This window comes from Kytococcus aerolatus (assembly GCF_900187395.1).
Taxonomy (GTDB): Bacteria; Actinomycetota; Actinomycetes; order Actinomycetales; family Dermatophilaceae; genus Kytococcus; species Kytococcus aerolatus.
This window is the reverse complement of record NZ_FYEZ01000001.1, coordinates 1208400-1234672: the sequence shown is the minus strand read 5'-3', so window position 1 is coordinate 1234672 and position 26273 is coordinate 1208400. Positions and strand designations below refer to the sequence as shown.

The following is a 26273-nucleotide window of genomic DNA, read 5'->3' as shown; positions in this document are numbered from 1 at the left end:
TCACGCTACGGCCGCGCGGCCCGGCGCCCCCAGCTTGGTCCACTCCAGCGTGTAGCGGAAGCCCAGCCGGCGGCGGAGGCGGGCGCCTGGCAGGGCGCTCCGGGCAGCTCGACGGATCTCCCCGACGCTCTCGGCGGGGTCGGCCATCGGTACCCTTCCCCAGGGAGGCGGACCCTGCGAGACCCACGGGTGGCGCACGTACCCGATGACGGGATTGGTCACCACCGAGGCCGCCTCCCAGGCCAGATCACTCGGGCTCACCGGGCGGGCGAGCCCGACGCAGAGAAACCTCCCGCCCGGGCGCAGGATCGCGGCGACCTGGCGCAGCGCCTCGTCCAGGTCGAGATGGTGCAGCACCGCGACCATCGTGACCAGGTCGACGCCCTCCCCCTCGGTGAGCTCCCCGAGGCGCGCGTCGTCGATGGTGACGTTCGGCAGGCCTGCGCAGCGGCGAGTGGCAGCCTCCCGCATCGCCGGGTCGATGTCGGTGGCGTGGACCTGCTCGAACCGCTCGGCCAGCAGGGCGGCCAGCTCGCCTCGTCCACATCCCAGGTCGAGTGCCCGGCCACGTCGTGCGGGGAGGCGGGTGAGGACCCACGGGTGGAACGCGTCGTTGTGGTTCCACGGGTGGCGGGCGTTCAGCCGGTCGAGCCAGTGGCCAGCCCTCCTCCGGGTGTCGTCCGGCGGGTGCGGGGTGCTCATGGGCCCACTGTGCCCGAGGCCCGCCGTCCGAGCCCTGGTCCGAAGGAGCCAGCCCGAGCTGGGGACCACCCCTCCGAACCCTTGCCCTGCGGAGGGTCCCCTGGCCGTCAGCCCTTCGCGTCGTAGGTGACCTCGACGGTCTCGAAGCCGGCGGCCCCCAGCAGGCTCTCCAGCATCGCCGTGGTGTTGACCTCGGCACGCTGGACCATGCCGGTGTCACCGCCCGTGGCCGCCTCGCGCATCTGCTCCACGGCCTTCTTCTGCGCCTCGGCCTCGAGCTCCGAGCCCTTGAAGCGGTCGGCCAGGCCCCGGTCGTGCTCCACCACGTAGGACTCCTCGACGTCGAGCGAGGGCTCGTCGAGCACCGGCTCGGGCAGGCTGACCTCGACCGTGCCCCCGTCCTCCGAGACGGTCACGCTCTGCTCCCCGAGGCCGGAGAAGTCCACCACCGCGTCCACCTCGCCCTTGCCGACGTAGAGGATCCGCTCGCCGCTGATCCAGCCCGGCAGGTGCTCGGTGTCCTTCTCCAGGTCCACCACGGTCTCGAAGTACCCGGTGGCGGCGTGGAACTCCTCGATGTCCTCCAGCTGCTTGAGCACCGACGGCCCGGTCCGGTCCACCGTCTCGGTCCCGAACGGGTTGAGCCGCTGGAGCATCCCGTCGTTGAACACGGCGAGGCCGACGACCAGCAGCGCCGCCACGGCGAACAGCGTGACGGCCGCCCACAGGCAGCCCATCAGCCCGCGGCCGCCGGAAGGGCCGCCGTCCATCGCCCTCGCGCCGGTGTCCCTGGTCATGGCGAGAACGGTATCCCTCGGTGTCGGCCCACCCCTCGATCGCTCCATCCCCGGCGATGACCTCTCCAGCGGGCGCTCCGCATCGTGTTGGGTCTCCTGCAGGGTTCCCGCTAACTTGGCGGCATGACCTTCGCGAACGTGGGGACCCTCGGGGTCAAGCCCGGACACCGTGACGACGTGGTGGCGATCCTGACCCGCCACAACCCGCAGCTGGCCGAGGCCGGCTGCCTCCAGTACGAGGTGGGCGTCGACGACGAGCACCCGGACACCGTCTTCGTCACCGAGCTGTGGGAGTCGGCCGAGGCGCACCGGGCCTCGCTGCAGCTGGACTCGGTGCGAGCCGCCATCGCCGAGGCGATGCCCCTGCTCTCCGGTGAGATGGGTGGCAGCCAGTTCACCGTGGTCGGCTCCCCGCTGCAGGGCTGACCCCGGAGCCGTCCGCCACCCGTCCCGTCCAGCCCTACGATCGGTGGCATGACCCAGCACCTGACCCTCGAGGACGACGGCCTGGTCGGTGAGTTCTCCGCCGGCAACCCGTTCGCGCCCGCCATCCTGGTGCTCTCCGGCTCAGGCGGTGGACACCCCGGCGCCCGCTACCTGTCGGTGCTCAACGGGGCGGGCTTCAACGTGCTGGCCCTGAGCTACTTCGGGGCCCCGGGCCTGCCCCAGGAGCTGCACGAGATCCCGCTGGAGTACTTCGACCGCGCCTTGGACTGGCTCCGGGCACACCCGGGTGTCGACGGGTACAACGTCTTCGTCCTCGCCCGCTCCCGGGGCACGGAGGCCGCCCAGCTCCTGGCGCTGCGCCGGCCCGAGGAGGTCACCGGCCTCCTGCTGGGGTCCCCGACCTACGTGGTCGTCAAGGCGTGGCCCGGTGAGGGGGCCGCCTGGACCCGCGGTGGCGAGCCCGTGCCCTTCCACCCCGAGGGCTGGCCGACCGGCCCCTTCCCCCTCGACGCTCCCGCCCGCATCCCGCTGGAGGAGTACCCCGGCCCGGTGCTGCTGGTCTCCGGCGGCGCCGACGAGGTCTGGCCCTCCCGGGACTTCGCCGAGGCGATCGTCGCCACTCGGCAGCCACCCCGGGTGACCGAGCACCTCACCTACCCCCACGCGGGGCACGGGGCCGGCACGCTGCTCACCCTCGACCCGGAGACCGCCCTGCTCCACGACGCCGTCGCCCACGGGGACGCCTGGCCGCGGGCCCTGGCCTTCCTCAACCGGCACCGCCGCTGAGGGGTGGGTCGGCCGGGGTCGCACGGGCACACGGTGAGAAACCGACCACAGTCGGACCGTCGAGGCATCGCACCAAGGTGAACGTTGGGTAACATTCCCGCACGATGCCGACCCTGCGCCAGATCACCGCGCCCACCCCGTTGGTGGTGGCGTTCGTGGTGCTCACCCTCCTGGCGCTCGGCCCCCTGACGCCCGTGGACGCCGCCCTGCACCGCCACTGGGTGCAGGACTTCACCCCGGAGCTCTACCCCTTCTTCAAGGTGCTGGACTCCATCGCGGGGCAGGCCGTCGCCCTGCCGGTCCTGCTGGCCGTCGCGCTGCCCCTGGCCCTCGCTGCACGGTCCTGGCGCCCGCTGGTCCTCGTGGGCCTCGTCGAGGCCGCGTTCTTCGGCGGCGTCGGAGGCCTCAAGGTGCTCTTCGCCCGCCCCGCCGCCAGCCGCGGCGACCCGGCCTTCTTCAATGGCGGCATCGGCGACATGGGCCTGCACGGCATCAGCTACCCCTCGGGCCACGCCTCCGAGGCGGTCCTCCTGTACGGCATGGCCGTCTACCTGTTGTGCACCCAGCTGCCGGTGAAGCGGGAGATGCGCCGAGCCCTGGTGGTGGTGTGGGGCGGCATCATCCTGCTGGCCGTCTCGGTCTCCTACGCGCTGGGGTTCCACTGGGTCAGCGACCTGATCGGTGGTGTCATCGCGGGCGGCCTGATGCTCCACGCGGTGATCCGGCTCGACCGCTGGCACGCCGTCCGGCAGCTCACCAAGGGCCCCTCCGGGCCGCGGATCCTCCACACCCCGCCGCCGGCGCAGGTCCTCGCCTGGCCCGCCGGTCTCGACGCGGTGAACCGCCGGCAGCGGGCCGAGCGCCTCAGCGGGGACGCCGGCCGAACGCCAGCGGCTCGCGGCTGACCAGGTAGGTCGCCCAGCTGAGCTGCCGCACCGACCCGTCCTGGCGGCGGACGACGCGCAGCAGCTCGCCCCGCTCCCGGCCGGAGACGGTCCGGTACAGGTCCTCCTCGACGTGCTCGAAGACCGCCGGCGGCACATCAGGCCCGGCACCGGCCATCCGCGCCTCCAGCTTCCCCTCGCGCACCGAGAAGATGACGTGCGAACCCTCGGTGTACCAGTGGCCGAGCAACTCCTCGAGCTCCTCCGGCACGGAGCTCCCGGGCGTCCACGGCGCCCCGGCGGCGGGCTCGGCCTCCTCCAGCGCCCCGGCCAGCTCGACCGCGAGGGCCATCGGGTCCGGGGCGCTCGTGCTGTTCATGAAGGCCAGCCCTCCGGTGCCGGACTCGCGGTGGGTGAACACCCCCGTGATGTGGCCCGGCATCCCACCGGTGTGGCCCACGAGGATCCGCTTCCCGGAGCGCACCAGGAAGAAGCCCAGGCCCATCGTGACCGTCCATCCGCGGGGGTCCACGACGGTCTGCGGCTGGGTCATCTCCTCCAGCGTGTCCGGGTGGAGGACGGCCTCGTCGGGCTGGGCCACGAAGGCCGACCAACGGGCCATGTCCGCCGGGGTGGAGGCCAGACCGCCGCAGGGGGCGGTGCCGCGGAAGTCCGGCACCGGCTCGGCCACCGGCACGTCGGTGAAGGGCGGCACGAAGTAGCCCTGCACCGGCAGGCGGGTGGGGTGGGTGAAGCCGACCGTGGTGTCGCGCAGGCCGAGCGGGTCCAGCAGGCGGCGCTGCAGCGACTCCTCCCAGCTGCAGCCGTCCAGCTGGGCGACCATCTCGCCGAGCAGGCAGTACATGAGGTTCGAGTAGTGCCAGCGGGTGTGCGGGCGGCCCACCCGCTCCGCCCGGGCGTACTCGGTGACCAGCTGGTCGGCCTCGGGGAAGGCCAGCGTCTTCCACACGTCGCCGTGGGGCTCGCGCTGCATGCCCGAGACGTGGGCCAGCGCGGAGCGGACGGTCACCTCGTGCTCCGGGGTGGGCGAGGCGCCGGGCAGGTGCTGGCCGAGGGGGTCGTCCAGGTCGAGAAGGCCCTCGTCGCGGGCCTGCATCACCATCACCGCGGTGAAGGTCTTGGTGTTGGAGGCCACGAGGTACTGGTCGTGCGCGGTGGCCGCCCGGTCCCGGTGCCGCCCGGCCCCGTGGGCACCGATGCCGGCCGACCACAGCAGCTCCCCGCCGCGCTGCACGCCGGCGAAGAGCGCCGGGACCCGGCCGCTGGTCTGCGCCTCCAGGGCGATGCCGTGGAGGCGGCGGGCGGTGTCGGGGCGGACGCGGGGGCCGGTGGGGTTCGTCATGGCCCGACGGTAGCCACTCAGCGAGGGTGTGGGAACACCCGGCGGTCGGGTTCCGTTGTCCCCGGTGTACCCGGCGCTGGCGCGCCACCCCGAGACACCGAGGAGGCCACCGTGGCCACCGTTGAGCTGACCGCCGAGAACTTCGAGAAGACCATCCTGGAGAACCCGATGGTCGTGGTGGACTTCTGGGCCACCTGGTGCGGCCCGTGCAAGCAGTTCGGCCCGATCTTCGAGGAGGCCTCCGAGCAGCACGAGGACATCGTCTTCGGCAAGGTCGACATCGACGCCCAGCCGCAGCTGGCCGGTGCCCTGGGCATCCAGTCGGTGCCCACCACCATGGCCTTCCGCGAGCAGATCGGCGTCTTCGCCCAGCCCGGCGCGATGCCGGCCAACGCCCTCGACGAGGTGCTGACTGCCGTCAAGGGTCTGGACATGGACGAGGTCCGTGCCCAGGTGGCGCAGGAGCAGGCCGCCGCCCAGCAGGCCCAGGGCCAGCAGTCCGCGCCGAACGCCGAGGGCACCCAGGCCGCCGGCGGTGCCGACCCGGCCAACCCCTTCGGCTGAGCCCGCTCGGTCGTCGGAGGAGGGGCGCTGCACCTCTCCCGCGACCGGCTCCTCACGCACGTGGCCCGGGACCTGCAGGTCCCGGGCCACGCCGCATAGGCTGGCCCGGTGCTGAACTCATCGGACATCGCCCAGACCCTTGACCTGGCCGCTGACGCCGTGCCGCAGGAGCTCCGGGGAGCGCCCGGCATCGTGGCGGTGACGAACGACTCCCGCGAGGTCGAGGCCGGGTGCGCCTTCGTGGCCGTCCCCGGGTTCAAGGCCGACGGGCTGCGCTTCGCCCCCGGCGCCCTGCGGGACGGTGCTGCGCTGGTGGTGGCCGAGCGCGAGTGGCCGACCGCGGCCGACCGCGAGGCCGACCCGTCCATCGCCGAGCTGGAGGCCGACGGGCCGCTGCCGGTGGTCCGGGTGCCGGACGCCCGGCTGGCGCTGGGCCTGCTGGCCGCCGCCGTGGAGGGCCACCCCAGCCGCACGATGCGGGTGCACGGCGTCACCGGCACGAACGGCAAGACCACCACGAGCTATGTCCTGTACAACCTGCTCGTCGGCATCCTCGGCGCCCAGAAGGTGGGGCTCTCCACGACCGTCGAGGTGATCGTCGACGGCATCGCCCGCCCCTCCCAGCGCACCACCCCGGAGGCCCCGCTGGTGCAGCAGAACCTGCGCCGCATGGTCGAGGCCGGGGCCACCGACGCCGTCCTGGAGACCTCCAGCCACGGCCTGGAGCTGCACCGCGTGGCCGGGGTGGAGTACGCCTCGGCGATCTTCACCAATCTCACCCGGGACCACCTGGACATCCACGGCGACATGGAGTCCTACTTCCAGGTGAAGCGCCAGCTCTTCGAGCGCGCGGACGGTCCGAAGGCCACGAACGTCGACGACGAGTACGGTCGCCGCCTGGCGGAGGACTTCCCGGAGGCGGTCACCTTCGGCACCTCCGAGGAGGCCGACTACCGCATCGTCGAGCCCATCGAGCTCACCCTGGAGGGGATGGGCTTCACGCTGCGCACCCCGCGCCACGGGGAGCTGCGCCTGGAGCCGCCGCTGGTGGGTGACTACAACGCCCTCAACGTGGCCGGCGCGGTGGCGGTCGCGCTGGAGTGCGGGCACGACGCCGGCGCCGTCGTCGAGTCGGTGCGGGGCCTGGCCCAGGTGCCGGGGCGTTTCCAGCGCATCCCGGAGGCGGCCGAGCACGGGTTCATGGCGGTGGTGGACTACGCCCACACCGAGGTCGGTCTGGAGCTGGTGCTCACCGTGGCCCGGAAGATCGCCGACATGTCGGGCGGGCGCCTGCTCTGCGTCTACGGCGCCGCCGGCGAGCGCGACGCGGCCAAGCGCCCGCTCATGGGTGAGGTGGTCTCCCGCATCGCGGACGTCGGCATCATCACCACCGACGACCCGTACGAGGAGGACCCTGCGACCATCGCCGACGAGGTCATGGCCGGTGCGGATCCGGCGGACACGCACATCACCCTCGACCGGCGCGAGGCCCTGCTCGAGGTCGTGGCCATGGCCCGGGAGGGTGACGTGGTCATCGCCTGCGGCAAGGGTGACGAGCCCTTCCAGCACATGCCCGGCGGCGACGTGGACCACCACGACCCGACGAGCATCCGCGAGGGCCTGGCCCGCCGCTGAGCGGGGCTGCGGTGGTCCGGCGCCCGGCCCGGCGCGGCAGGGTCAGGCCTGCGGTGCGTCGGCCTCCACCGCGAAGCTGGCCCGGTAGGCGCCGGGCAGCAGGTCGCCGATCGGGACGCTGCGCAGGTGCTCCCCGGTGGTGCCGGCCTCACCGGGCACGATGACGCGGCAGCCCGGGTGGTAGTCGGCGAGCACCTGGCGGTCGCGGCCGCAGGGGGCCAGCACGCCGCGCCCGTGGTTGCCGACGGCCACGATGGTGGTGACGACTCGGCCACCGGCGGCGCGGGCGCTCCCGAGGGCGACCAGCTCGGCGCAGGGGCCGCCGGTGAAGTGGGAGAGGTTCACGCCCGCGTGGAGGCGCCCGTCGTCGGTGCGGACCGCGGCGCCGACCGTGTGGATCCCGTCCTGGTCGACCGTGGTGGTGTCGGTCTGCGCGTCGATGGTGCGGGTGGCCAGCTCCACCAGCTGCACGTCCTCTTCGGTCAGCGGGCGGGCGTTCGGGAAGGTCATGCCCGCGAGGCTAGCCGCGGCCGCAGGGTGCCAGGTCCGGCTCAGCCCACCGAGAGGCGCACCGGTAGGCATCTCAACGGTCCCCCGCCGCGAGAACCGCACCGGTACGCACCTCGACAGTCGACATGCGCACTGGTGCGGATTTCGGTGAGGGGTGACAGGCGAGAACGGAACCGGTGCGCTTCTCGCCTGTCGCGGCGGTGCGGGGACCGCCCACACCCGGCGAGAGCGAGCCCTCGGGCCAGCACCCGCCCCTCAGGCCAGCTTCTCGCCGGCCAGGACGCCGGCCAGGTCGTCATCGCCTGCGCCGCTGACGAGGGGCCGCGCCTCCTCACCGCAGGCCGAGGGGGTTGACAGACCCGGCCTACCAGTGCGTGAGGGTGCTGCCGAGGATCGTGCCGGTCGCACAGCCGGCCAGAACCCGGACGACCAGCGATCGCAGATCCTCGCCCCGCATCGCGTCGGAGACCCAGACGCTCACGGCCCACGCGGCGTACCCCAGGACCAGGCACACGGTCAGTACCGTCCCCGGTGGCTCGGGGAGTGTCCAGGAGCCGAAGCGGATGGCCCGTGCCGCGACCACGCCGAGGACGACGCCGCCCGTCGCCACCACGTGCTGCGCGAGTGACCAGAAGGGGACGTTCCGTCCACTGCTGCGGGCGCGCCACGCGAGGACGACATGGGTCACGCTGATCACCAGCGCCACCCCCAGAGTCAGGGCTGCGGCCATGATCGGTGGCCCTCAGCCCAGCTTCTCGCCGGCGAGGACGGCCTCGACGTCGGCGGCCGGGACCTCGGCGATGCTGGCGTGGCGCCAGGCGGCGTCGTTGGTGCGGTCGATGAGTACCGCGCGCACGCCCTCGGCGAAGTCGCCGGACTGGAGCATCCCGTGGGCCATCTTCGTGTCGCGGGCCAAAACGCCAGCCAGGTCGTCACCGGCGGCGGCACGCAGCCCGGCCAGGGTGGCGGCGACGGAGAGCGGCGACCGGGTGCCCAGCAGCTCGGCGGCCTTCGCAGCGCCCTCGGTGCCGGCCTCGCCCTCGGCGGTCAGACGCTCCACGATGGCCGCGGCGTCGTCTCCGGCGTAGCAGCGCTCCATCCACTCGGCCTGCCCGGCCAGCGCCGACTCGCCCTGCTCGTACTCGCCGCGCAGCGCCTCCACCAGCGCGTCGGCGGACTCGCCACCGCCCAGCCGGTCGACGATCGCCTCGGGGTCCAGGGCCTCGGCGGGCACCACGACGTCGGCCAGGCCCAGCTCGACGGCGTCGGCGCCGTTGAAGCGGTCACCGGTCAGGGCCACGTGCGTGCCCAGCTCGCGCGGGGCGCGGGCCAGCAGGTGCATGGCGCCCACGTCGGGGAACAGGCCGATGCCGGTCTCCGGCATGGCGACCTTCGCGTCGGCGGCCACGAGCCGGTGGCTGCCGTGCGCGCTGATGCCGATGCCGCCACCCATGACCGGGCCGTGCATGAGGGCCACGTAGGGGATCGGGTAGTCGGCGATCTGCTGGTTCATCGCGTACTCGGTGGCCCAGAACTCCTCGGCCCCGGCCAGGTCGCCGGAGACCGCGGACTCGCGCAGCACCTTGATGTCACCACCGGCGCACAGGCCCTTGCCCTCGCCGGAGACGACCACGGCGCGCGGCTTCTCGTCGGCCTCGGCCCATTCGGTGAGCTGCTCGCCGATGGCCGCGCACATCTCGGTGGTCAGGGCGTTGAGCGCCTTCGGCCGGTTGAGGTGGATGCGGGCGACGCCGTCGCGCACCCCGAAGAGCACCTCGTCGGTCTGCGGGGCGGGGGTCATCTCGGTGGTGCCGGCCATGGGTTCCTCCTGGGTCGTGGGGTGCGGTCAGCTCGCCACAGCGTGGCACACAGGGGCGATCGCGGTCCGAGCGGAGGCGGCGGACCGGGCCGGCCGTCGCGGGGCCACCGAACGGCCCGGCGTAGACTCGGGCGCACGTGTTCCGGGGTCGGTGAGATTCCGAACCGGCGGTGACAGTCCGCGACCCGTCCGCAGCCAGCGAACGGTTGACTGGGTGGAACTCCCAGACCGACGGTGAAAGTCCGGATGGGAGGACCACGTGCGGCGTCGTTTTGCGGCGCCGTGGACGGCACAGCAGCGTGAGCCGTGCATCACCGGGCGTTCGCCGCCTGGGTAGGACGCACTGCGCGCCCAGCCGCTGCCATCCGTCGTGGGCCCACGCCCCGTTCCCCGGTGCACCCGGGCCGCCCGACCGGGCCGCCCGCCGCGTGACCGCAGTGAGGACGACCGTGAGCACCACCCCCGCCACCTCCATCTGGGAGACGCCGATGCGGCGTGCCCTGGAGCTGGCCGCCCGAGGGCCCGCCGTGGACCCCAACCCCCGCGTCGGCTGCGTGCTGCTCGACGCCGCGGGCCACACCCTCGGCGAGGGCTTCCACCGGGGCGCCGGGACCCCGCACGCCGAGGTGGCCGCGCTCGCCGATGCCGCTCGCCGGGCCGGAGGTGGGGAGGCCGCCCTCGCCGAGGCGGGGGCCCACCGGCTGCCGGCCGGCACCACCGCCGTGGTCACCCTCGAGCCCTGCAACCACACCGGCCGCACCGGACCCTGCGCCGAGGCGCTCCTGGAGGCTGGCGTCGCCCGCGTGGTCATCGCCCAGACCGACCCGACCCCGCTGGCCGCCGGAGGCGCCGAGCGCCTGCGATCCGCCGGCGTCGAGCTGCTCACCGGTCTCCTGGCCGACGAGGCCGAGCAGCTGAACCCCTGGTTCACGCAGTCCGCCCGCCTGGGCCGCCCCGTGGTGACGCTCAAGCTGGCCAGCACCCTCGACGGCCGGGTCGCCGCCGCCGACGGCACCAGCCAGTGGATCACCGGCCCCGCGGCCCGCCTCGACGTCCACCGGCAGCGCGCCACCGCCGGCGCGATCGTCGTCGGGACCGGCACCGCGCTGGCCGACGACCCGCAGCTCACCGTCCGGCTGCCCGAGGACGACCCGGCCCGGGCCCTGCTCCGCGTGCCCGCCCCCGCCGCGGACGACGCCTCCGGCTCGGCCACCCTCCGCCAGCCGCTGCGCGTCGTCGTCGGCACCCGGGAGCTCCCCGCCAGCGCCCGGCTGCGCGACGACGCCGCCGAGACCCTGCTCCTGCCCACCCACGACCCGGCCGAGGTGCTCGCCACCCTGGCTGGGCGCGGCATCCACCACGTCTGGCTCGAGGGAGGCCCCACCCTGGCGGCGGCCTTCCTGCGCGCCGGGCTGGTCGACCGCCTGGTGCACCACCTCGCCCCGGCCCTGCTCGGCGCCGGCGCGGGAATGGTCAGCGACCTCGGCATCGGCACCATCGCCGAGATCGACCGCTGGCAGCTGCAGGAGGTCGCCCGTCTCGGCGACGACCTGCGCCTCACGCTCACGCCGGGACCCGCCGGCCCCCACACGCCCACCCCCTCTGGAGAGGACGCCTGATGTTCACCGGAATCATCGAGGAGCTCGGCCGGATCGAGGCCATCGAGCCCGCCGGCGACGACCTCCGCCTCACCGTGACCGGCCCCGTCGTGACGAGCGACGCCGCCCCCGGCGACTCCATCGCCGTCAACGGGGTCTGCCTCACGGTCACCGAGCTCGGCACCACCGACGGGCAGGGCTGGTTCGCCGCCGACGTCATGCCCGAGACGCTCACCCACTCCTCGCTCGGCGCCCTGGAGCCCGGCAGCCCGGTCAACCTGGAGCGTGCCGTCCGGGTGGACGCCCGCCTCGGCGGCCACATCGTGCAGGGCCACGTCGACGGCGTCGGCCGCATCGCCCAGCGCACCCCCGGCGACCGCTGGGAGGTCGTGCGGGTGGAGATCCCCGCCGAGCTCGCCCGCTACGTGGTGCACAAGGGCTCCATCACCCTCGACGGCGTCTCGCTCACCGTGAGCGGGATCGGCGAGGACTGGCTCGAGGTGAGCCTCATCCCCGAGACCCTCGAGCGCACCACGCTCGGCGCCGCTGCCGTGGGCACCCCGGTGAACGTGGAGGTCGACGTGCTGGCCAAGTACGTCGAGAAGCTGACCGGAGGCACCCGATGAGCGCACAGCCCGCCCCGCAGCCGGGCGCCGCCCGCGACTACCCGGCGCTCGCCGCAGCCCTGGAGGCCCTGCGGGCCGGCCGTCCGGTGCTCGTCCTGGACGACGAGGACCGCGAGAACGAGGGCGACGTCATCCTCGCCGCCGAGGTGCTCACCCCCGAGTGGATGGCCTGGACCATCCGCCACACCTCGGGCTACGTGTGCGCCCCGATGCCGGCCGAGCGCGCCGAGGCCCTGGCGCTGCCGCTCATGGTCCGCGACAACGCCGACCCGTTCCGCACCGCGTACACCATCACCGTCGATGCGGCGCAGGGCGTGACCACCGGCATCAGCGCCGCCGACCGCACCCACACGCTGCGCACCCTGGCCGACCCGGCCGCCACCCCCGAGGCGCTCGTCCGCCCCGGCCACGTGGTCCCGCTGCGGGCCCGCGCCGGAGGCGTCCTGGAGCGCCCCGGGCACACCGAGGCCGCCGTCGACCTGTGCCGCCTCGCCGGGCTGGAGCCGGTCGGCGTCATCGCCGAGCTCGTCCACGACGACGGCACGATGATGCGTGCCGACGGGGTGCGCGCCCTGGCCGCCGAGCACGACCTGCCGGTGCTCACCATCGAGGCGCTGCGCGCCTGGCGGACCGTCCACGACCGCCTCGACGCGGTGGCCGCCGCCCGGCTGCCCACCCTCCACGGCGAGTTCACCGCGCACGCTTGCCTGGACCGGCTCAGCGGGGTCGAGCACCTGGCGCTCGTCGCGCCGGGCGTCGACCCGGCGGGCGTGGTCCCGGTCCGGGTTCACAGCGAGTGCCTCACCGGGGACGCCCTGGGCTCGCTGCGCTGCGACTGCGGGGCCCAGCTGGAGGACGCCCTGGCCGACGCGCAGGCCCGCGCCGGCGTCGTGCTCTACGTGCGCGGCCACGAGGGGCGCGGCATCGGTCTGGCCGCCAAGATCGCCGCCTACGCCCGACAGGACGCCGGGGCGGACACGGTCGACGCGAACACCGAGCTCGGCCTACCGGTGGACTCCCGCGAGTACGCCGTGGCCGCCGCGATGCTGGCGCACCTGGGCGTCGAGCGGGTCGAGCTCACGACGAACAACCCGGCCAAGGTGGACGCGCTCCGGGCCCTCGGGGTCGACGTGGCGGCCACCCGGCCCAGCGTCGTGGGGGTCACCGAGCACAACCTCGGCTACCTGACCACCAAGCGGGACCGGATGGGGCACACCCTCCCCGCCCGCCTCGACGTGTCCCACGCCACGTCCGCCGCGCCGCGATCCGAGTTGTCGGAACGCCCCGGGACGCGCGACGGTGGGAGCAAGCCGTCGCACCCCGCGATCGACCCACACCCGACGACTGACACGACCGACCCGGCCGGTGCGGCCGAGCGGTCCCGACCCCACGGAGGAGACGCATGAGCGGCGCCGGTTCGCCCACCCAGGACATCGCCACCCGACTGAAGGCAGAGCTCGCGGAGGACCGCGCCGACGGTGCCCTCCCGCTGCGCGTCGCCGTCGTGGCCGCCAGCTGGCACACGCAGGTCATGGACGGCCTGCTCGACGGTGCCCTGAAGGCCCTGGCCGAGCTGGAGATCACCCCCCACGTCCTGCGCGTGCCGGGCTCCTTCGAGCTGCCCGTCGCCGCCTCCCGCCTGGCCCGCACGCACGACGCGGTGGTGGCCCTCGGCGTGGTCATCCGCGGCGGCACCCCCCACTTCGAGTACGTCTGCTCGGCGGCCACCCAGGGCCTGACCGACGTCTCGGTCTCCAGCGGCGTGCCGGTCGGCTTCGGCCTGCTCACCTGCGACACCGAGGAGCAGGCCCTCGACCGCGCCGGGCTGGAGGGCTCCAGCGAGGACAAGGGGGCCGAGGCCGCCCTGGCGGCCGTCGACACCGCCGCCTCGCTGCGTCGCGCCCGCGCCACCTTCGGCTGAGGCGGGCGCTGCGTAGACTCCGGCCCCATGGGTAAGGCATCTCGTCGCAAGAACCGCGACGCCAAGGGTCCGAAGCTCCTCCCCGCGCCGTTCGAGGCGCGCCCGTTCGAGGGGCTGCCGCACGAGACCGAGTGGGTCGCGATGCGGGAGATCATCCCCGCCGCCACGGCCACCGTGACCGTCCGCGTGCCGGAGGACGCCGCCCCCGAGGGTGCGCCGGCCCCGGCGTGGGCCGGTCTCGAGGCGGGCAGCGAGCACGAGGTCACCCTGGCGACCGTGCTGCCGCTGGCTTGGCCGGGTCTCCACCGGGCCGAGGGCGACGCGCTCACGGCGCTGCAGACCGGGTCGACGACCGGTGACCCGAGCCGCGACATCGCGCAGGCGATCCTCACCACCCTGGCGGCCCAGCCCGGTCAGCCGGTGACCACCCTGCCGCAGGCCATGGCCCACACGCCGCGGCTGCAGGACATCGTCGTGAGCGACGCGATGGTGCCCGAGCTGCGCGAGGACTTCGGCTTCTGGGTCTCCGGCGACGGGGACGCCCTGGACGACGCCGGGCAGCTCTCGCTGGAGCGGGCCAACGAGGCCATCGTGCCCACCGAGCGCCTGGACTCCGTGGACTCCGCCTTCTGGTGCCGGATGGGTGACCGCACCTACATCCGCTGGCTGCTGCCGCACACCGAGGACGCCGCCACCACCGCGCTGGCCCGGCTCAAGGCCGCCGGGGAGCACACCCTGGGCGGGGAGTCGACCCTGCTCGGGGCCTTCCGCGCCGCGGGTGTGCTCGTGCCGGTCTTCGAGGTGGACCCCGCCGTGGACCCGCAGGAGTGGAACGCTCCGCTCGGGGAGCTGGCCGCCCGCCTGGAGGCCCGTCTCGGCGACGACAGCCCGCTCACCCCGGACGAGCGCCGCGCCCGTGAGGGCTTCTCCAGCCGGCAGGTCACCATCCGCTGACCCCCCCCGGCGGGAGGGGGCAGTCAGGCCCACGGTCCTCGCCGCAGACCCACCGCTCTACCTCAGAATCACCGTGAGAGAGCCGTGATTCCGGGGTGGAGCGGTGGGTCTGCGTTGTGGGCGGCCCAGGGGCCCGGGCGGTCAGGCGGAGAACTCGCAGAAGCTCTCGTAGTGGTCGTCCGTCCAGTACCAGTGCTCGGGGTCGGTGTCGCCGGAGCGGGGGGTGGTGTCCCCACCGGTGACGATGCGTCGGGCGCCTCGATCCGACTCGCCCGGCGTGGGGACGGTGTACTCGGCGTAGTAGCCGTGGTCCTCGTCGGGCAGCAGGCCCTCGCGGTTGCCGAAGGTGCTGCCGTCCTTGTCGGGGTGCTCGAAGGATCCCCCGTCGTCGATCATGTCGACGACCTCCCTCGCCTCGGGGGTCAGCTCGTCCGGGTCACAGGCCTCGACGCCGCTGCCGTCCCCACCGCCCCCGCTGCTCAGCCCGTCCCGTCCCGGCAGGCCATCACGACCGAGGAGCAGGATGGCGGCCAGCGCGCAGAAGAGCAGGATCCGCAGCACCATCGACGCCCCGGAGATGCCACTCAGGCGACGCCGTCCCCCGTGGGGCAGGGGACTCATGCGCTCTCCTCGTCGGCCAGCTGCCCGGCGATGAGGTCGCTGGCCACCATGACCTTCAGCCCCCGCGACCCGCGCCCGGTCTCCGCGGCGACCTCGGCCAGGAGCTCGATCAGGTCGGCCACCGCGTCGGACTCCAGCCCCGCGGCCGCCGCGGGCGTCCACACGAGCAGCGTGCCGGCCGAGTCCTCGTCCCGGTCCGGGAGATCGCGCAGGGCGTCGGCGAAGGCGTCCCAGCTCGTCGCGGCGTTCCCCGGGAGGTCGAGCTGGTCGGCCAGCGTCCGCTGCACCGCACGGGCCTCCACCTCTTCGGCGCTGCCCCCCAGCAGGACCGCCCAGCCCAGCGTGCGGGCCGTCGCCGCGTCGAGCTCGGCCTCGTCCGCGGGCACCACGGCCAGCGGCTCGGCGCCGGTGAGGAAGCGGGCGACCGGGGTGTCGGGCGAGGGCGTGCCGGAGGGCTGCGCAGCGAGGGAGGACATGCCGCCATGATGCCTGCCCGCACCCGGTCCCCCTCGCACGAGGCCCCGCATCCGCCCCGGGGGCGGCGCCGCACGCCCCCGGCCGGCCACCACCTCGGTGCGTATCCTTGGCAGGGTGTCTGACCAACTCCAGAACGCCCTGCTGATCGCGGCCGTCGTGTGTGCGGTGCTCGCCCTGTTGCTGGGCGGGTGGCTGGTGGCGCAGGTGACCTCCCTGCGCCGGCAGCGCTTCGTCTCCGTGCGCGCCCTGGCCGAGGGTTCCCGTCGCTCGCTGTCGAGCCGCCAAGGGGAGCAGCCGCGCTTCGCGGCCCCGGCGGTGCGGACGGGTGTGGACTCGCTGGCCCTCAAGCGCGCCCTGGACCGGGCCGCCAGCCGCCAGCAGAAGGCGCTGGAGCAGATGAGGGCCGAGATCGAGGACGCGCGACGGCAGGTGCAGGAGGTGAGCCGCGAGTTCGGCAGCGTCCGCCAGCAGGCCTCCACGGACACGCAGTCGATCCAGCAGGTCAGCACCCAGACCACCTCCCGGGTGCAGACCATGGAGGAGCAGGTGGAGTCGCTGCGCACCCAGATCGAGTCGCTGGGCTCCCAGCTGAACCGGGCCGAGCAGCAGATCGGTGAGCACGAGCAGGCGGTCGGTCGGCTCGGCCACGCCACCGACGAGCTGCGCACCCGGCAGGACTCCTCGCTGGAGGACCTCCGCTCCCAGCAGCAGTCCGAGACGCAGGCCATCCGCACCCTGGCGCAGAACGAGACCCAGGAGCTCCGGGCCCGGCACGAGGAGACCCGGCAGGACCTCCGGGCCCGGCAGGAGGAGGCCCAGCGGGAGCTGCGCCGCCTGGAGGACGAGCAGGTCGCCCTGACCGAGGCCGTGCGCAAGGACCGCTCCCTCGTGGACGTCCTCGACCGCGGCCTGGGCGGTGTGGCCACGGCGGTCGACGAGCTCCGGGCCGGGCAGAGCGCGGTGAGCGAGCGCGCGGAGCGCCTCGACCAGCGGGTCGGGACGGTGGAGCAGGAGCTCGGCGGTCGCGTCGACACGGTGGAGCGCAGCCTGGCCGACCGGATCGAGCAGGCCGTGGGCCAGCTCGCCGAGCGCATCGGGGGCGTGGAGCAGGGCCTCGGTGAGCGGGTCGGGACGGTGGAGCAGGACCTCGGGCAGCGCATCGGTCTGGTGGACACCGAGGCCCGCTCGCAGGCCGAGCGGCTCGTCACCCTGGAGGGCCACGCGGAGAAGGCCGACTCCCGGCTGGTCTCCCTCGACGAGGCCGTGCGCGAGCTCTTCGGCGTCACCGCCGCCCACGACGAGCGCATCAAGGTCACCGAGCACCGCACCACCGGTGCCATCGCCGACATCGCGCTGGTCCGGTACGACGCCTTCGGCGACATGGGCGGGCGCATGTCCTTCTCCGTGGCCCTCCTCGACGCGGTGGGTGATGGCATCGTCATCAGCAGCCTCAACGGCCGGGCCCACTCGCAGACCTACGCCAAGAGCGTCACCGAGGGTCGGGGCAACACGAAGCTCACCGACGAGGAGCTGCAGGCCGTGACCGCCGCACGCGGGATGGACAGCCGGAACGTCGCGCGTCAGTGATCTGAGCGCACCCGGACGGTGAGCGCCCCGGGCAGCACCCGGGCGGCCATCCGCGTGACCCGGCCGAGGGGGTCGCCGTCCACCTGGGCGGGGGTCGGCTCGGCCAGGCGCACGTCCACCCGGTCGCCCTGGTGGTAGGTGGCGTTCTGCCCGCCGAGGCTGCCGCGGGTCAGCATGCTGGCGGCCACGCCGGGCCAGCCGGTGATGCCCCGGGGGGCCACGATCGCGGTGTCCAGCCGGCCGTCGTCCACCAGGGCGTCCGGCAGCACGGGCATGCCGCCCTGCACGCGCCCCACGTTCCCGAAGACCACGCTGCGCACCTTCCGGGTCACCAGCTCCTCGTCGTCGAGCCGGATGCCGGCCACCACCGGCTGGTCGCCGGAGAGCCGCACGGCCGAGCCCAGGTAGGCCAGCCATCCCATCCGGCGCTTCACCTCGGCGTCGGTGGCCTCCATGACGGCGGCGTCCATGCCCACCCCGGCCATCACGAGGAAGTGCTCCTCGTGGAGGGTCCCGTCCTCCTCCCAGGCGCGCACCTGGCCGACGTCGATGCGCCGGTCCCGCCCGGTGATCGCCACGGCCAGCGCCTCCCGCCGGGAGTGGACGGGCAGGTCGAGATTCCGGGCCAGGAGGTTGCCGGTGCCACCGGGCACGAGGCCGAGCGGGACGTCGGTGCCGATCAGCGAGCTGGCCACGGCGCGGACCGTGCCGTCACCCCCGACCGGGACGACGAGATCGCAGCCGGCCTCCAGTGCCCGCTCGGTCTGCGTACCGCCGGGGTCCTCCACGGTGGTGAGCGCCCACCACGGGTCGTCCCAGCCGTGCTCGCGGCAGACCTGGGTGAGCTGGTGACGCAGCAGGTCGACGTCGGGGAACTTCACCGGGTTGGCGATGACGGCAGCGCGTCGCAGGGCGCCGTGGGGGCTCCGCACAGGGTCCCTCCTTCCGTGGGGGCCGGGGGTGCGCGTGGTGGCGCCCACGGTACGCGGGGACGGCGGGGGCCGGGCGATAGTCTGGCCGGGTGATCGACATCCGAGAGCTCCGTGAGAATCCCGACGTCGTCCGCGCCAGCCAGCGCGCCCGAGGGGAGGACGAGTCCCTGGTCGACCGCGTCCTGGAGGCCGAGCAGCAGTCCCGCGCGAAGCTGGCCGAGTTCGAGCGGCTGCGCGCGGAGCAGAAGACCTTCGGCAAGCAGATCGCCCAGGCCCCGGCCGAGGAGAAGGCCGAGCTGGCCGCCCGCGGCAAGGAGCTGGCCGCCCGCGTGAAGTCCCTCGAGGCCGAGGCGAACGCGCTCGGCGAGGAAGCCGAGCGCCTGCTGCGCCGGATCGGCAATGTCATCAAGGAGGGCGTCCCGGCCGGTGGGGAGGACGACTTCGAGCTCCTCCAGGAGGTCGGCACCCCGCGCGACTTCGCCGCCGAGGGCTTCGAGCCCCGGGACCACCTCGCGCTGGGCGAGATGCTCGGCGCGATCGACATGGAGCGCGGGGCCAAGGTCTCCGGCTCCCGCTTCTACTTCCTCACCGGCATCGGCGCCCGCCTGGAGCTGGCGATGCTCAACCTGGCGATGGACGTGGCCCTGGAGCGCGGCTTCACCCCGATGATCACCCCCACCCTGGTGAACACCGACGTGATGGCCGGGGCGGGCTTCATCGACGCCCACGAGGACGAGGTCTACCGCCTGCGCGACGACGACCAGTACCTCACCGGCACCTCCGAGGTGGCCCTGGCCGGCTACCACGCCGACGAGATCCTCGACCTCTCCGACGGCCCGCGCCGCTACGCCGGCTGGTCCACCTGCTACCGCCGCGAGGCCGGCTCCCACGGCAAGGACACCCGCGGGATCATCCGCGTGCACCAGTTCAACAAGCTGGAGATGTTCGTCTACTGCACCGCCGAGCAGGCCGAGGCCGAGCACGACCGGCTGCTGGAGATCGAGCAGGACATGCTGGCCCGGATGGAGCTGCCCTATCGCGTCATCGACGTGGCGGCCGGCGACCTCGGTGGCCCGGCGGCCCGCAAGTACGACTGCGAGGCCTGGGTGCCCACCCAGGAGAAGTACCGCGAGCTCACGAGCACGTCGAACTGCACCACCTTCCAGGCCCGCCGCCTGCGCACCCGCGAGCGGGCCGCCGGCGGGAAGGGCACGCAGGTGGTGGCCACCCTCAACGGCACCCTGGCCACCACGCGCTGGCTCGTGGCGATCCTCGAGAACCACCAGCAGGCCGACGGCTCGGTGCGGGTGCCCGCGGCGCTGCGCCCCTATCTCGGTGGCCTGGAGGTCATCGAGCCGGTCGCCCGATGACGAGGTTCGCCCTCCAGGACGGTCGGCGGGCGCTCATGGTCTGCCTCGACCTCGACGGCACGACCATCGACTACACGAGCACCCTGCACGAGCCGGTGCGGGAGGCGGTGCGGGCCACCTCCGCCGCGGGCCACACGGTGGTCATCGCCACCGGGCGCACGCTGCGGGCCACCCTCCCGCTGGCGACGGAGCTGGGGCTGGACTCCGGCTACCTCGTGTGCTCCAACGGTGCGGTGATCCTGCGGATCGACCCGAGCCTCCCGGACGGCTACGAGATCGTCGAGAAGATCACCTTCAACCCCGCCCCGGCGCTCGAGCTCTTCCGGGAGCACCTGCCGAACGCCCACGTGGCCGCCGAGGTGGTGGGCGTGGGGCACCGGATCGTCGAGGGCTTCCCCGAGGACGCGCTCATGGGGGAGCTGGAGGTGGTGAGCTGGGAGGAGCTCGCCGCCGAGCCGGTCACCCGGCTGACCTTTCACGACCCGGGCAGCACCGAGGAGGAGTTCCTCGCCGCCATCGACGATCTCGGCCTGCACGGGGTGAGCTGGTCGGTGGGCTTCACGGCCTGGCTGGACATCAACCCCGAGGGCGTCAACAAGGCCTCGGCGCTGGAGCAGGTGCGGCGCACCCTGCGCCACCAGCCCTTCGACACCGTGGCCGTCGGCGACCAGCGCAACGACCTGGAGATGCTCGACTGGGCGGCCCGCGGCGTGGCGATGGGGCAGGCGCCGCAGGAGGTCAAGGACATGGCCGACGAGGTGACCGGCACCGTCGACGAGCACGGCCTGGCCCAGGTGCTGCTCACCCTGGACGGCGTGCCGGAGATGCTGCAGGCGGACCGGTGAGCCAGCCGCTGCACCTCAGCTCGGCGGCCAACCCGCGCATCCGCGGCCTGCGCGACCTGCGTCGCCGGCGGGCCCGGGACACCGCCGGGGTGACCCTGGTGGAGGGCTACGAGGAGCTCGACCTGGCGCTGGCTGCCGGGGTGGCCCCGCGCGAGCTCTACCTCTGCGAGGAGCTCATGGCCGACCCGGCCGCCCAGCAGGGCGTGGTGGAACGCGCCGTGGAGCGTGGTGCGCAGCTGGTCACCACCACCCGGGCGGTCTTCGAGAAGGCCGCCTACCGGGAGGGGCCGGACGGCTTCCTGGCGGTGGTGCCCGCCCCCGGGGTGGCGCTGGCCGACCTGCCCGCGCCGGAGGGCCCGGCCCTGTACCTGGTGGCCGAGCACCTCGAGAAGCCCGGCAACCTGGGGGCCATCCTGCGGACCGCCGACGCGGTGGGGGCGCACGCGGTGATCGCCGCCGACCCGCTCACCGACTGGGGCAATCCCAACGTGGTGCGCGGCTCCAAGGGCACGGTCTTCTCCGTGTCGGTGGCCGCCGCGCCGACCGCCGAGGTGCTGGCCTTCCTCGCCGAGCGGGGCGTGTCCGTGCTGGCCACCACCCCGCACACCGAGCGGCTGCACACCGAGGTGGACTGCACCGGCCCGGTCGCGGTGGCGGTGGGGGCCGAGAAGACCGGTCTCACCGAGGAGCTGCTGGCCGCCGGGGAGCGCGTCCGCATCCCGATGGTGGGGCGGGTGAACTCCCTCAACGTGGCGACCAGCGCGGCCATCGTGCTCTTCGAGGTGGTGCGCCAGCGGTCGGTGCAGGACTTTCCCGTGGCTGTGGGAACATGAGCGGCATGCGCATCGACCACGTCTCCTTCGTCGCCGGCCCCGAGGGCCTGGACGCCGCCGTCACGCGTCTTGGTGAGGCGATCGGGGTCACCCCGGTCGACGGCGGGCACCACCCCCGCTTCGGCACCCGCAACATGGTCCTGCCGCTGGCGGACGACCGCTGGGTGGAGGTCGTGGAGCCGCTCCAGCACCCCGCCACCGACAAGGTGCCCTTCGGGCAGGCCGTGAAGGCCCGCAGCGAGGCCGGCGGCGGCTGGCTCGGGTGGGTCGTCGCGATGGACGACCTCGCCCCGGCCGAGGAGCGCCTCGGTCGTGACTCGGTGCCCGGCAACCGCCACCGCCCCAACGGCACCGAGCTCACCTGGCGCCAGATCGGCGTGAAGGGCCTCATCGCCGACCCGCAGCTGCCCTTCTTCCTGCGCTGGGACGAGGGCCAGGTGCACCCCTCGAAGGTGGGTCCGTCGGAGTCCCGTCTCACCGGGCTGCAGTTCGCCGGGGACCTGCAGCGCCTGCTCGCCTGGCTGGGCCTGGCCGGTCAGCCCTCGATCGACCGGGACGACTGGGAGCCGGACGTGGCGTTCGACTTCGTCGCCCCGAACGGCACCCCCGGCCTGCTCTCGGTGACCTTCCAGACCCCGCAGGGCGAGGTCACCGTCTGACCGGCAGCGCGTGAAGACCGGAGCCCCCTGACCAGGACGGTCAGGGGGCTCCGGCGTGGGGGGCGGTGGGTGACGGGTCGGGGCGCTGCGGACGGCTAGAGGTGGGCGCTCTCGTCGGTGGTGAGGCGGTGGCTGCCGAGCAGCACCCCGGCCAGCGGCAGCAGCGACATGAGCCCGGCCACCGCCGCGGGGATCCAGCCCAGCAGCACGAAGACCAGGACGATCACGTGGTACGCCGCCACGAGCAGCACGTTCTGCCCGATGACCGCCCCGGTGTGCCGGGTGATGGCCACGGTGTCGGCGATCGTCGACATCTCCGGGTGCACCGTCTCCACCTGGGCGAGCTCCCGGTTGGCCGGGTCGGACCAGGTCGAGGCCACCACGAGATCGGCGTGCTCGGCGCCGGGGTCCGGGGTGTCGCGCGCGAGGAGGGCCACCCGGTGACCCTCGTCGAGCATGTCGTGCACCACCTTGCCGCGCTGCCCGTCCTCCAGCCCGGCGGACACCTCCGACTCGTGGACGCCCACCCGCTCGGCCAGGGTGCGGGCCGCTCCGGCGGGCTCGGCGCACACCAGGTGGGGGACGACGTCGGCACGCAGCAGGCGCTGCACCTCCTCGGCCACGCCGGGCCGCAGCCGGTCACGGAAGCGCAGCAGGGCCTTCGGGGCGCCGCCCCAGGCCACGTAGGTGATGAGGGCGTCGTCCTCGGGGTCCGGGCGCAGGGCGGGCGGGACGTCCTCGAAGTGCCGGGCTGGCCCGAGCGTCACCTCGGTGCCCTTGATGCGGGCCCGCAGGCCACCGCCGGGCAGGATCTCCCGGTCGGTGATGGGGCGGGGGGTCATGCGCCGCTTCCGGGCGGCGGCCCCCAGCGCCCGGGAGAGGGGGCCGTCGGTGCCCTGGGCCACCGACAGGGCCGAGAGCAGGGCGGCATCGGGGGAGAGGCCGTCGACGGGCAGGACCTCCACGAGGCGCGGGTGGCCGGTGGCGATGGCCGAGGAGGGGTCGACGAGGGCCAGGTCGATCTCCCGGGCCGAGCGCAGCGGGCGGGTCCCCTTGAGCCGCAGCCCCCGCAGGGCGCCGCGCACCGCGCTGGCCTGCACCGCGGAGGGGACCGTCAGCAGCAGGGCCGCGGGGGAGCCCGCGAGGAGCACGGCAGTGGCCACCGCCGCCCCCTTCTCCGGGCCGGCGGTCAGGCCCCAGGTGAGACCGGCGACCACGGCCAGCACCCCCAGCAGGGGGACGGCCCAGCGGGCAGCGCTCTCCGTGCCGGCCTGGATGGGCAGGGTGCCGGGGCCCGGCCCTGCGCCCCGGGGCGTGAGGGGGCCGCGGGCGCGGGCGATCACCTGCTCGGTGGGGAGCAGCACCCGGGCCAGGGCCAGGTCCGCCCCCGTGCGGACCACCGTCCCCTGCAGTGCACGCTTCGGGGCCGCACCGGCCACCACGAGGTCACCGGGCAGGACGGGGTGCGCGTCGCGTCGACCGGTGATGCGGCGCAGGGTCACCACCGAACCCCCCTCGGCGAGGCGCAGGTCGGCCGGGAGCACCTGCCCGGCACGCACGTGGACCTCGTCGCCCACCTCCAGCTCCGCCCGGGGCACCACCACCCGGCGGCGGGTCCCCGCCTCCTCCACGATCCGGGTGGCCACCGGGGGGAGCACCCGGCGGCGGGTCAGGAGCATCCGCGTGAGTCCTCCCCGGAAGGTGCTGGCCGCCCACGGAGTGGCCCCGGCCAGGGCCGCGGCCACCGTGGCGGCGGTGAAGGCGCCCGCGGCGGCCGGGGCCGCGGTCGGGCCCTCGTTGCCCAGGACGTGCGTCGCCAGCGAGACGACACCGTGCAGCAGCGCCCACGAGCCACCGGCCACCGGCAGCCACAGAGGGGAGTGCCAGCCGGACTCCAGCTCCCGGTGGGCCAGCGGGGCGGCCACGCCCCAGGCCGTCAGGGCGCAGATCCCGGCCAGGGCCGAGGCCAGCCAGGGCGTGCCCGCCGGGGTCGGCAGGAGCGCCAGGAGCAGCGCCAGCACGACCAGGAGGAGCAGGATCGCCACCGGGCGGCTGCGACGCTGACGCAGGAGGTCCAGGGGGCCGCCGGAGGGGGCGGGGCGCGGCGTGCGAGGGGTGTCGGGCATGGTGGCTCAACGGTACTGCCCGCCCTCCTCCGGGGCTGGTTCGGAGTGGTCGCCCGCCCGTGCTTCAATGACGCCCACTCAGGTGTGTCCCATGACACGTCCGCCGGTGCCCTCGCCGTGCGGCGCCGGGGCAGCACCGAGGAGCTCGCCGCACCGGTCCCCGACGGGCCCCGGCCAGCCGCCACCCATGCACCGTCCGAAGGGAAATCCCATGTCCACCTCGCTCCGCCCGGAGACCGCCCCCACCGGCCGCCAGCTCGACGACCAGGACCACCACGACGACGAGTCGATCGTGCGCACCGGCGCCCAGGTGGCCGTGTTCGCCGCCCTCATCGGCGCCCTGGCGGTCGTGCCCGGTCTGCTGCTCTTCGGCTCCTCGGTCCCGGTGACCCTGCAGAGCCTCGGCGTCACGCTCGCCGCCTTGGCGCTCGGGCCGTGGGCCGGTGCGGCCGCGGTGCTCGCCTACCTGGCGCTCATCGCCATCGGCCTGCCGGTGGCCAGCGGTGGCGCGGGAGGCCTCGGCGTGCTCACCGGCCCCACCGGCGGCTACCTGGTGGGCTTCATCTTTGGGGCCGTCGTCATCGGCGCGCTGGGGCGACTGGCCCTGCGCCGCGGTGGCAAGGCCGTGACCTTGTGGCTCTTCGTGGCCGCGCTGGCCGGCCTGCCGATCTTCTACGGCGCGGGTGTGCCGTGGCTCCGGTTCGCCACCGACATGTCCTGGGGTGACGCCTGGAAGCTCGGTGCCGCGATCTTCCTGCCCGGGGACGTGCTGAAGGCCGCCCTGGGCGCGGTCGTCATCGCCGCCGTGGCCCGCGCCCTGCCCGGCACCCTGCACAACGACCGCTGAGCACGTCGGTGACGTCCACCCCACCCGGTGAGGGCCGGCCCGTGAGCGGCGCGCCCGGCATCCGCTTCGAGGGGGTCACCCTGGCCCGGCAGGGGCGGGTGGCCCTCGACGGCGTCGACCTGCAGCTCACCGAGCACCGGGTGGCCCTCATCGGGGCCAACGGGTCGGGCAAGTCCACCCTGGCGCGCTGCGTCATCGGGCTGGAGAGGCCCACCGCGGGGCGGGTGCTGGTCAACGGGGTCGACGTCCGGCGCCACGCGCGGCGGGTGCGCCGGGACGTCGGCTTCCTCTTCAGCGACCCCGACCACCAGATCGTCATGCCGACGGTGCGCGAGGACCTGGAGTTCTCCGCCCGGCGGCGCGGGTGGTCGGCGGCCCAGCGGGAGGAGGCCGTGCAGACCGCCCTGGCCCGGGCCGGTCTGGAGGGGCACGCCGACCACCCCTGCCACCTGCTCTCCGGTGGGCAGAAGCAGCTGCTGGCGCTCGGGGCGGTGCTCATGGCCGGGCCGAGCATCCTCGTGGCCGACGAGCCGACCACCCTGCTCGACCTGCGCAACCGCCGTCGGGTGTCGGCCGAGCTCATGGCCCTGGAGCAGCAGGTCGTCATCGTCACCCACCACCTGGACCTCATCGAGGAGGTGGACCGGGTGGTGGTGCTCGACGAGGCGCGCGTGGTCTGCGACGACGTGCCCTCGGTGGCGATCCCCTTCTACGAGCGGCTCATGGCGTGAACGCGCTCGGCGTGGCGGTCCCGGGGGACTCCTGGCTGCACCGGCTGCCGGCGGGGTGGAAGGTCGCCGGGCTGGCCGTGGCCACAGTGGCGATGTACCTCGTGGCCTCGTGGCAGCTGGCGGTGGGGCTGTTCGTGGTCGCGCTGCTGGTGCTCGCCTCGGCGCGGGTCGGGTGGGAGCACCTGCGGCTCCCGCTGCGGGCGGTGCTGGTCCTCGTGGTGGTGCTCGGGCTGGTGCAGTGGCTCTTCGTCGATGCGGCGCACGGCCTGCGGGCGGCCGGGCGCGTGGGGGCGGCGCTCGTGCTGGCCTGGACGGTCTCGCTGACCACACCGGTCAGCGAGATGATGCGCCTGCTGCAGCGGGCCCTGCGGCCGCTGGGGCGGCTCGGGGTGGACACCGACCACTGGGCGCTCGTGGTCTCCATGGCGGTGCGCTCGGTGCCGCTCATGGTCTCGGCCGCGCAGGCCACGAACGAGGCGCGCATCGCCCGGGGGCGGGGGCTCAGCGTGCGGAGCTTCGCCATCCCGCTGGTGGTCCGGGCGGTCCGGGCCGCGGAGATGCTGGGGGACGCGCTGCTCGCCCGGGGCTACGAGACGCAGGGGAAGGGGCGTCCCCGAGCCCGGCGATGAGCAGGGTGCC

The 26273-nt window shown here is 74.4% G+C and carries 28 protein-coding genes and 1 riboswitch; of the genes, 18 read left to right on the top strand and 10 right to left on the bottom strand.

What is annotated here, in order from left to right; translation table 11 throughout:
* Both CFT82_RS05825 and CFT82_RS05820 read right to left on the bottom strand, forming a co-directional pair.
* Nucleotides 1-702, bottom strand: a complete 702-nt coding sequence (locus tag CFT82_RS05825; RefSeq protein ID WP_088818053.1) for a class I SAM-dependent methyltransferase — start codon at nucleotides 700-702, stop codon at nucleotides 1-3.
* A 107-nt stretch (nucleotides 703-809) separates the two neighbouring features.
* A complete protein-coding gene (locus CFT82_RS05820) occupies nucleotides 810-1499 on the bottom strand; it encodes a DUF4230 domain-containing protein (RefSeq protein WP_159461870.1) in 690 nt (229 codons plus the stop codon).
* Nucleotides 1500-1622: 123 nt separating this feature from the next.
* Between CFT82_RS05820 and CFT82_RS05815 the strand changes: the two genes are divergently transcribed.
* From CFT82_RS05815 to CFT82_RS05805, 3 genes are all read left to right on the top strand, one after another.
* Nucleotides 1623-1925 carry a putative quinol monooxygenase gene (locus CFT82_RS05815; RefSeq protein WP_088818051.1) on the top strand — a complete coding sequence of 101 codons (303 nt, stop codon included), beginning with the start codon at nucleotides 1623-1625 and terminating at the stop codon, nucleotides 1923-1925.
* A gap of 48 nt (nucleotides 1926-1973) precedes the next feature.
* Entirely contained in the window at nucleotides 1974-2732 is a 759-nt protein-coding gene (locus tag CFT82_RS05810) for a dienelactone hydrolase family protein (protein ID WP_088818050.1), read from the top strand.
* Between the two features lie 104 nt (nucleotides 2733-2836).
* Entirely contained in the window at nucleotides 2837-3637 is an 801-nt protein-coding gene (locus tag CFT82_RS05805; RefSeq protein WP_088818049.1) for a phosphatase PAP2 family protein, read from the top strand.
* On the opposite strand, the gene CFT82_RS05800 is transcribed toward CFT82_RS05805, so the two are convergent.
* Nucleotides 3597-4979, bottom strand: coding sequence for a serine hydrolase domain-containing protein (locus tag CFT82_RS05800; protein ID WP_088818048.1), 1383 nt, complete (start codon nucleotides 4977-4979; stop codon nucleotides 3597-3599). The two genes, CFT82_RS05805 and CFT82_RS05800, sit on opposite strands and share 41 nt — an antisense overlap.
* Before the next feature lie 111 nt (nucleotides 4980-5090).
* Between CFT82_RS05800 and trxA the strand changes: the two genes are divergently transcribed.
* Complete coding sequence (trxA, locus tag CFT82_RS05795) at nucleotides 5091-5543, top strand: thioredoxin (protein WP_088818047.1); 453 nt, start codon at nucleotides 5091-5093, stop codon at nucleotides 5541-5543.
* A 108-nt stretch (nucleotides 5544-5651) separates the two neighbouring features.
* Nucleotides 5652-7178: a UDP-N-acetylmuramoyl-L-alanyl-D-glutamate--2,6-diaminopimelate ligase gene (locus CFT82_RS05790; protein ID WP_234994291.1), complete on the top strand. Its 1527-nt coding sequence runs from the start codon at nucleotides 5652-5654 to the stop codon at nucleotides 7176-7178.
* A 42-nt stretch (nucleotides 7179-7220) separates the two neighbouring features.
* Here CFT82_RS05790 and CFT82_RS05785 read toward each other — a convergent pair whose 3' ends face one another.
* The 3 genes from CFT82_RS05785 to CFT82_RS05775 all read right to left on the bottom strand — a co-directional run bounded on the left by CFT82_RS05785 (nucleotide 7221) and on the right by CFT82_RS05775 (nucleotide 9507).
* Nucleotides 7221-7688, bottom strand: a complete 468-nt coding sequence (locus CFT82_RS05785) for a cytidine deaminase family protein (RefSeq protein ID WP_088818046.1) — start codon at nucleotides 7686-7688, stop codon at nucleotides 7221-7223.
* 364 nt (nucleotides 7689-8052) lie between these two features.
* Nucleotides 8053-8418, bottom strand: coding sequence for a hypothetical protein (locus tag CFT82_RS05780; protein WP_088818045.1), 366 nt, complete (start codon nucleotides 8416-8418; stop codon nucleotides 8053-8055).
* Nucleotides 8419-8430: 12 nt separating this feature from the next.
* Nucleotides 8431-9507 carry an enoyl-CoA hydratase/isomerase family protein gene (locus CFT82_RS05775; RefSeq protein WP_234994290.1) on the bottom strand — a complete coding sequence of 359 codons (1077 nt, stop codon included), beginning with the start codon at nucleotides 9505-9507 and terminating at the stop codon, nucleotides 8431-8433.
* A gap of 134 nt (nucleotides 9508-9641) precedes the next feature.
* Nucleotides 9642-9769: riboswitch (FMN riboswitch) on the top strand.
* A gap of 226 nt (nucleotides 9770-9995) precedes the next feature.
* Here CFT82_RS05775 and ribD point away from each other — a divergent pair.
* The 5 genes from ribD to CFT82_RS05750 are packed head-to-tail and all read left to right on the top strand — an operon-like array spanning nucleotide 9996 to nucleotide 14606.
* Nucleotides 9996-11126, top strand: a complete 1131-nt coding sequence (ribD, locus tag CFT82_RS05770) for a bifunctional diaminohydroxyphosphoribosylaminopyrimidine deaminase/5-amino-6-(5-phosphoribosylamino)uracil reductase RibD (protein WP_088818356.1) — start codon at nucleotides 9996-9998, stop codon at nucleotides 11124-11126.
* Nucleotides 11126-11731 (top strand): riboflavin synthase, encoded by a 606-nt coding sequence (locus CFT82_RS05765; protein ID WP_088818044.1) that lies wholly within the window; start codon nucleotides 11126-11128, stop codon nucleotides 11729-11731. The genes ribD and CFT82_RS05765 overlap by 1 nt, the downstream gene beginning before the upstream one ends.
* The gene (gene ribB, locus CFT82_RS05760) at nucleotides 11728-13137 is read left to right on the top strand and encodes a 3,4-dihydroxy-2-butanone-4-phosphate synthase (protein ID WP_088818043.1); all 1410 of its coding nucleotides are present in this window, start codon (nucleotides 11728-11730) and stop codon (nucleotides 13135-13137) included. Before CFT82_RS05765 ends, ribB begins: the two co-directional genes overlap by 4 nt.
* A complete protein-coding gene (gene ribH, locus CFT82_RS05755; RefSeq protein ID WP_088818042.1) occupies nucleotides 13134-13652 on the top strand; it encodes a 6,7-dimethyl-8-ribityllumazine synthase in 519 nt (172 codons plus the stop codon). The genes ribB and ribH overlap by 4 nt, the downstream gene beginning before the upstream one ends.
* A 27-nt stretch (nucleotides 13653-13679) precedes the next feature.
* Entirely contained in the window at nucleotides 13680-14606 is a 927-nt protein-coding gene (locus tag CFT82_RS05750; RefSeq protein WP_088818041.1) for a DUF5926 family protein, read from the top strand.
* Nucleotides 14607-14747: 141 nt separating this feature from the next.
* Here CFT82_RS05750 and CFT82_RS05745 read toward each other — a convergent pair whose 3' ends face one another.
* Nucleotides 14748-15227 carry a ribonuclease domain-containing protein gene (locus CFT82_RS05745; protein ID WP_234994289.1) on the bottom strand — a complete coding sequence of 160 codons (480 nt, stop codon included), beginning with the start codon at nucleotides 15225-15227 and terminating at the stop codon, nucleotides 14748-14750.
* Nucleotides 15224-15703 carry a barstar family protein gene (locus CFT82_RS11720; RefSeq protein ID WP_088818040.1) on the bottom strand — a complete coding sequence of 160 codons (480 nt, stop codon included), beginning with the start codon at nucleotides 15701-15703 and terminating at the stop codon, nucleotides 15224-15226. Before CFT82_RS11720 ends, CFT82_RS05745 begins: the two co-directional genes overlap by 4 nt.
* A gap of 115 nt (nucleotides 15704-15818) precedes the next feature.
* Between CFT82_RS11720 and CFT82_RS12040 the strand changes: the two genes are divergently transcribed.
* Nucleotides 15819-17291, top strand: coding sequence for a DUF4446 family protein (locus tag CFT82_RS12040; RefSeq protein ID WP_234994288.1), 1473 nt, complete (start codon nucleotides 15819-15821; stop codon nucleotides 17289-17291).
* Here the strand turns inward: CFT82_RS12040 and CFT82_RS05730 are convergent.
* Nucleotides 17285-18223 carry a diacylglycerol/lipid kinase family protein gene (locus CFT82_RS05730; RefSeq protein WP_234994287.1) on the bottom strand — a complete coding sequence of 313 codons (939 nt, stop codon included), beginning with the start codon at nucleotides 18221-18223 and terminating at the stop codon, nucleotides 17285-17287. The two genes, CFT82_RS12040 and CFT82_RS05730, sit on opposite strands and share 7 nt — an antisense overlap.
* Before the next feature lie 89 nt (nucleotides 18224-18312).
* On the opposite strand from CFT82_RS05730, the gene serS reads away from it, so the two are divergent.
* The 4 genes from serS to CFT82_RS05710 are packed head-to-tail and all read left to right on the top strand — an operon-like array spanning nucleotide 18313 to nucleotide 21930.
* The gene (gene serS, locus CFT82_RS05725; RefSeq protein WP_088818039.1) at nucleotides 18313-19593 is read left to right on the top strand and encodes a serine--tRNA ligase; all 1281 of its coding nucleotides are present in this window, start codon (nucleotides 18313-18315) and stop codon (nucleotides 19591-19593) included.
* Nucleotides 19590-20438: an HAD-IIB family hydrolase gene (locus CFT82_RS05720; protein WP_088818038.1), complete on the top strand. Its 849-nt coding sequence runs from the start codon at nucleotides 19590-19592 to the stop codon at nucleotides 20436-20438. The genes serS and CFT82_RS05720 overlap by 4 nt, the downstream gene beginning before the upstream one ends.
* Nucleotides 20435-21271: an RNA methyltransferase gene (locus tag CFT82_RS05715; RefSeq protein ID WP_088818037.1), complete on the top strand. Its 837-nt coding sequence runs from the start codon at nucleotides 20435-20437 to the stop codon at nucleotides 21269-21271. The genes CFT82_RS05720 and CFT82_RS05715 overlap by 4 nt, the downstream gene beginning before the upstream one ends.
* A 5-nt stretch (nucleotides 21272-21276) precedes the next feature.
* Nucleotides 21277-21930: a VOC family protein gene (locus CFT82_RS05710; RefSeq protein WP_088818036.1), complete on the top strand. Its 654-nt coding sequence runs from the start codon at nucleotides 21277-21279 to the stop codon at nucleotides 21928-21930.
* A gap of 95 nt (nucleotides 21931-22025) precedes the next feature.
* Here the strand turns inward: CFT82_RS05710 and CFT82_RS05705 are convergent, their stop codons facing one another.
* Nucleotides 22026-24056 carry a P-type ATPase gene (locus tag CFT82_RS05705; protein ID WP_088818035.1) on the bottom strand — a complete coding sequence of 677 codons (2031 nt, stop codon included), beginning with the start codon at nucleotides 24054-24056 and terminating at the stop codon, nucleotides 22026-22028.
* 211 nt (nucleotides 24057-24267) lie between these two features.
* Here CFT82_RS05705 and CFT82_RS05700 point away from each other — a divergent pair, with 211 nt between their 5' ends.
* The 3 genes from CFT82_RS05700 to CFT82_RS05690 are packed head-to-tail and all read left to right on the top strand — an operon-like array spanning nucleotide 24268 to nucleotide 26263.
* On the top strand, nucleotides 24268-24903 hold the full coding sequence (locus CFT82_RS05700) for a biotin transporter BioY (RefSeq protein WP_088818034.1): 636 nt from the start codon (nucleotides 24268-24270) through the stop codon (nucleotides 24901-24903).
* A 41-nt stretch (nucleotides 24904-24944) separates the two neighbouring features.
* Nucleotides 24945-25634 (top strand): energy-coupling factor ABC transporter ATP-binding protein, encoded by a 690-nt coding sequence (locus CFT82_RS05695; RefSeq protein ID WP_088818033.1) that lies wholly within the window; start codon nucleotides 24945-24947, stop codon nucleotides 25632-25634.
* Nucleotides 25631-26263, top strand: coding sequence for an energy-coupling factor transporter transmembrane component T family protein (locus CFT82_RS05690; protein WP_159461869.1), 633 nt, complete (start codon nucleotides 25631-25633; stop codon nucleotides 26261-26263). Before CFT82_RS05695 ends, CFT82_RS05690 begins: the two co-directional genes overlap by 4 nt.
* The last annotated feature ends 10 nt before the right edge of the window (nucleotides 26264-26273 follow it).